The organism is Frankia sp. CcWB3, from assembly GCF_977927595.1.
In genome coordinates this window covers 1-5,074 of the sequence record NZ_CDWRCK010000274.1, presented here as the reverse complement: position 1 = coordinate 5,074, position 5,074 = coordinate 1, and the positions used below count along the sequence as shown (strand labels likewise).

5 protein-coding genes are annotated in these 5,074 nt (G+C 70.0%); 2 read left to right on the top strand and 3 right to left on the bottom strand.

From position 1 onward, the window contains the following. Positions 1-247 precede the first annotated feature (247 nt). The 3 genes from ACY5KJ_RS17265 to ACY5KJ_RS17255 all read right to left on the bottom strand — a co-directional run bounded on the left by ACY5KJ_RS17265 (position 248) and on the right by ACY5KJ_RS17255 (position 1,731). Entirely contained in the window at positions 248-562 is a 315-nt protein-coding gene (locus ACY5KJ_RS17265; RefSeq protein ID WP_462189076.1) for a DMT family transporter, read from the bottom strand. A 96-nt stretch (positions 563-658) separates the two neighbouring features. After that, positions 659-1,228: a hypothetical protein gene (locus tag ACY5KJ_RS17260; RefSeq protein WP_462203850.1), complete on the bottom strand. Its 570-nt coding sequence runs from the start codon at positions 1,226-1,228 to the stop codon at positions 659-661. Further along, positions 1,216-1,731 carry a hypothetical protein gene (locus ACY5KJ_RS17255; RefSeq protein ID WP_462203849.1) on the bottom strand — a complete coding sequence of 172 codons (516 nt, stop codon included), beginning with the start codon at positions 1,729-1,731 and terminating at the stop codon, positions 1,216-1,218. Before ACY5KJ_RS17255 ends, ACY5KJ_RS17260 begins: the two co-directional genes overlap by 13 nt. Before the next feature lie 792 nt (positions 1,732-2,523). On the opposite strand from ACY5KJ_RS17255, the gene ACY5KJ_RS17250 reads away from it, so the two are divergent. Together ACY5KJ_RS17250 and ACY5KJ_RS17245 are read left to right on the top strand one after the other, a co-directional pair. Continuing rightward, positions 2,524-3,468: a DMT family transporter gene (locus ACY5KJ_RS17250; RefSeq protein WP_462189079.1), complete on the top strand. Its 945-nt coding sequence runs from the start codon at positions 2,524-2,526 to the stop codon at positions 3,466-3,468. A gap of 110 nt (positions 3,469-3,578) precedes the next feature. Beyond that, positions 3,579-5,074, top strand: a 1,496-nt coding sequence (locus ACY5KJ_RS17245) for an FAD-dependent oxidoreductase (protein ID WP_462203848.1), incomplete at its 3' end; no start/stop codon positions are given.

Genomic DNA, 5,074 nt, shown 5'->3' with positions numbered 1-5,074 from the left:
ACCCCAACCACCCCGCCCGGCGCGGCCCACAGCCATGCCCGTGAACCGTCACCTACAGCAAGATCACTAAAGCAGGTGAATGTTTACCCTTCACCGTCCCCCCTTCGGCTTGTCGCCGCGCACCCCGTCCCACCGCACCGGCCTTACCAGCAGCTCAGACAGAGGCACAACCGACACCGGAACGCGATGGCGGTTCTTAGTATAACTACCTGCGCTTTGACCAACCGAAGAACCCGCTACCAGTCGATCAGCGGTGGGCACCGCCGAACTGGAGACCGACCACGCCGACGATGACGAGGATCAGCGAGGCGATCTTCACCGCGTTCATCGACTCGCCGAAGGCGGCCGCGCCAATGACGGCCATGGCCGCGGTGCCGGCCGCGGACCACACCGCGTAAGTGAAACCGATCTCCAGATGCTGCAATACTCGAGACACGAAAAAAAATGACAGTGGATAGCAGACACAGACCATCAGGGTCGGCCAGAGCCGAGTGAACCCGCTGGTCTCCCGGAGCGCCAGCGTTCCAGTGATCTCCAGCACTATAGCGACGATAAACTGCACGGTGATGGCCATACCCGGACGATATCGGCGCGCCGGATGGCCGTCACCCCGGCCAGGGAGTCCAACCCGTTCGACTCGTCGATCGGGTGGCGGTCATCAGTAGCGGGGTGCCGGCCCCGTGCCGGGCACTCGCCTCAGCGAGCAAGGCGGCCAGCCAGCCCAACGGGCCCAACGTCCACTCGGCGAGGGCTCCCTGGCAGGTAACCCGGTCCGAGCAGGTCCCTGCCACAGCTCGTCGACGACGGCGGATTCCAGCACCGGATGGTCGTCGTTCGCCGGGGAGAACGAGTCATCCGAGAAGACGTGCTGGTCGAGTTTACACAGCCAGTCGAGCATCGCGGGGGCGGCGGAACGGATGGCCGGGTCCTGCCCACCGTCCACCGTCACCCGCACCCGTGTGCTGTGCCGCGGGGCGCAGTCGGCGAACCAGCCGACGTCCTGCAACAGACTTCCCACGGCGGGTGTCCGTAGGCGGCACGGGACGGCGACGCCCCGGCGGCGGCCGGCCGGTCCTGCCCGGCGTCGTTCATCCCCCACAGGCCGCCGGAGGCGTGAGGATGCGACGAAGGAATCCCGCCACGGGTGCACCGCCAGCTCGCCGTACAGGGAGACGAACAGGGTGCCGGCGGGCCCGGCCGCGTCACCCTCGTGTACTACCGCCGGCACCTGATGTTCCGACCCTTCGTGACGAGTTTGTTCGGGTCGTCGGGTACGCCGAGCAGATCCACGTCGATGACGCTACGCCACCCCGTCAGCCTGCTACTCCTGCAGTGGCCCCGCCCGGTCGCCCGGTTCCCGGCGCCACCGCCGGACTTCACCGTCGACCGGCCCACCGTGCCGACGTTCCGCCACGTGCCGTCGCTGTAGTACTCCTGCAGTTGGACGGTGACGACCGCCCTGGTGACGTCGCAGTCGATGTTGACCCACCAGCCGTGTCCGGACGCCTCGTGAGCGGAACTGGAGACGTGTACGTAGTCGCCCCTGGTCTCGAAATAACACACCCGCGCGGATTTCGTGGTACCGGCTGGGGAACTCCTGTCCCGCAGGCCATCCGCGCCGGCCGCGGCGGCGACCGCGGAACCCGGGACGGGCGCGGGTACCGGCCCCGTCGACGCCGCGGTCGCCGCGGTCGCCGCGGTCACCGAGATCTGCGACGTTCCGATCAGCACGGTGCTCGCAATGCAGGATCCCACGGCGAGCCTACGAAGAGAGTGACGCACAAGCGCACCTCCGAATCGGCTCGGGCAGCGGAAAGAAAACCGCGTGCCCGGGGCGGAAATTGACGACACGCACGGCACCGGTCCCACCGGTCACATTCGGTTCCGGGCGTCATAAAAAATTGCATCGCCGCCATGCCACGTCAAGCAGGCGGCCGTCCACCCGACCCGTGTCGGACTCTACCGGTCGCCGACGGAAATCTTTTCCACATGGCAGGCGAAAACGACTCGCGCAGGCGTTTCTACTTCAGCCCGGCGGTAATCGTCTCGACGCCGCGCACGGCGCCGGTGGCGTCGCTGCCGCCGTGGGCGTAGAACGCTTACGGCCGGTCGGCCGACCGCCGCGCTCCTGTCGGTCTGGAGCGATCCCGCTTCCGTGGACCGGGGGTGTGAGACAGCTACGCCGAGGCCCAGCGAGCAGGACGTTCCCGCTCGGATCACACCGGCGCCCACCAGCCGGGATACACCACATCCGGTTCCCCGGGCCGGTACATTACGGCCATCGTGTCCAACATGCGCGGTCCAGGCAATGCACCACGGCGGCTCGACTGGCCGCTCGGCGGCGTACACCGGGTCCCGGCGGTCCCGCTGTCTCTGCTGTCTCTGCTGTCTCCGACGCTCCCCGGCGAGGCACCCAGCCCGATGAGTACGCCCGCGCGGGGCGGCCGCCATCCCGTCGGCCCGTCCGGCCGCCCGCCGGCAGCCGCCCCGCAGGCCGGCTCCACCTGACGGACCGAACGATCCATGTTGCTCTTCATCCCGCTGGCCCTGTGCGCCGCGTTCCTGCTCGCGTCGTCCGCGGCTCTGCAACAACGCGCCGCCGGACGCAGCCGGTTCGCCGCCCGTGACGACCGGGCGCACGCGCTGCCCGGGATGGGGCATCTGGTCGACCTGGCACGCGAGCCTATGTGGCTGCTGGGCTGGCTGACGAACGTCGCCGGGTTCTTCACCCAGGCGCTCGCCCTGCACCTTGGTTCCCTCGCCGAGGTGCAGCCCCTCATGGTCACCCAGTTACTGTTCGCGCTCCCGCTGGGCCTGGCCCGCACCCATCTGCGGATGGCGCGGGGAGCATGGTGGGCGGCGGCATCGATCTGCGTAGGCCTCGCGCTGCTCCTCACGGTCCAGGGACGCCTCCCCGCCCATGCGCCCCTGGACGAATACCGGCTGGTGCTGACCATCCTCGCGATCATTGCCCTCGCGGCGACACTGACGGTGTTCTCCCGCGGCCGGCGACCAGCGATGCGTGCGGCGATGCTCGGAGTCGGCGCCGGGCTGTTCTTCGCGCTGAGCGCCCTGCTGATGAAGCAGGCCACCGACGAGACCCTGAACGAGGGGATCGGTACCACCGCGACCCACTGGTTCGCCTACGCCTTGGGCGGAGTCACAATAGCCAGCCTCGTACTCGGGCAGATGGCGTTCGCCGTGGGTCCGCTCGCACCGACCGTCACCGCCATGAACATCACCAATCCGACGGTCTCCTACGCCCTCGCCGTGCTCGTCTTCGGGGTACCCGCCCCGGACACCCCCGGGGTTATCACGGGTGTCACGGTGGCGGCCCTGCTGGTCGTGGGCGGGGTCGTCCTGCTCGCCCGCTCGCCCGCCCTGCCACGCCCCACCCGTCGCCTGCCTGACGTCTCTCGCCACGACGCCCCTCGCCACGACGCTCCCGCCCCGATGCCCCCGTCCTGATGCCCGTCCTGGCGGGCGACGAGGTCGACAGGCTCCGGGGGACCGCCGCGGTCGCTCCGCCCGGTGGCGGCCGACGCGGGGGCAGACCCGGGGGGATCCGGGGAGCCGGCATGGGAACACCGTCCGCACCGTTGCGCTGGACCACCCGATGCGCCATCGCGGGCGGTGGGCCGGCGGGGATGATGCTCGGTCTGCTGCTGGCCCGCGCGGGGGTAGACGTCATCGTGCTGGAGAAGCACGCCGATTTCGCCCGTGACTTCCGCGGTGACACGATTCACCCGTCCACGATGGCAGTGATGGCGGAGTTGGGCCTGCTGACGGACTTCCTTCGCCTCCCGCACACCCGGGCCGCCACGCTGGCTTTGGATATGGCGGGCCGGCGCCGGACCGTTGTGGACTTCCGGCACCTGCGGACGCCCTGCCCGTTCATCGCCCTGATGCCTCAGTGGGACTTTCTCACGTTTCTGGCCGAGCGGACCGCCTCCTATCCGACGTTCCGCCTGGCGATGAGCACCGAGGCAACCGACCTGGTCCGGGCGAACGGACGGGTCGTGGGCGTACGCGCGGCTGGCCCCCTCGGGGAGGTCGAGATCCGGGCGGATCTGACGGTGGCTGCCGACGGCCGGCGCTCGACCTTGCGGTCCCGTGCCGGCCTGCCGGTGCGGGAGCACGGCGCTCCCTTCGACGTCCTCTGGTTCCGGCTGCCGAAAGACATGGGCGACGGGTCCGCGAGCGGCCGCCGGGCGGCGAGGGACGGGAACGGGAACGAGGAGGGGAACGGGCATGGGGAGGAAAAGGGGAACGAGCGTGGGGAGGAGGGAAACGGGGACGGATTCACCCTGGCGCACCTCCGCAAGGGCCACGCCCTGATCACCCTGGATCGACGCGACTACTGGCAGTGCGGCATGGTGGTCCGGAAGGGGTCGGCGCAGCGGCAGCCGAAGACGGCCGGCGGGCTGGCGGCGTTCCGTGCGCGGATCATCGCCGCGGCGCCGGCGCTGTCCAGTGCCGTCGACGACCTCACCGACTGGGACCAGGTGAAGACCCTGGTGGTGCAGGTCGACCGGCTTCGCCGATGGTTCCAGCCGGGTCTGCTCTGCATCGGCGATGCCGCCCACGCGATGTCCCCGGCGGGCGGTGTCGGGGTGAACTACGCCGTCCAGGACGCGGTGGCGACGGCGAACCTGATGGCCGCGACGCTGCGGGCCGGGCCGCCCGAGCCGGCCGAGCTGCGGCGGGTGCAGCGCCGGCGGACCTGGCCGGTCGTACTCATGCAGATGATCCAGGTCCGGCAGGGCGCCTTCCTGGTGCGCCTGCTGGGTGATGACGAGCGGCCGGCGCACGGCGGCAGCCCGTCACGCCGGGTCACGCGTGCCCCCATGACGAACGCGGTGGCGAACGCGACGGCAAGAACGGTGACGGGGGCGGTGCGGGCCGGGATGTCCAACCTGGTGACAGCCATGATGTCCCATGGGGTGACCGCCACGGCGGCGCCGCGGATCAGACGGGTGCTCGGGCGGGTCATCGGCATCGGATTCCGGCCCGAACACGTCCGCACCCCCGACGTGTTCGCCAAGAATACCGGGTACGCCAAGAATACCGGCTC

What these genes read in the sequence shown, in the direction of transcription:
- ACY5KJ_RS17250 (WP_462189079.1), top strand. Translation starts at nt 2,524, where the DNA reads ATGTTGCTCTTCATCCCGCTGGCCCTGTGCGCCGCGTTCCTGCTCGCG.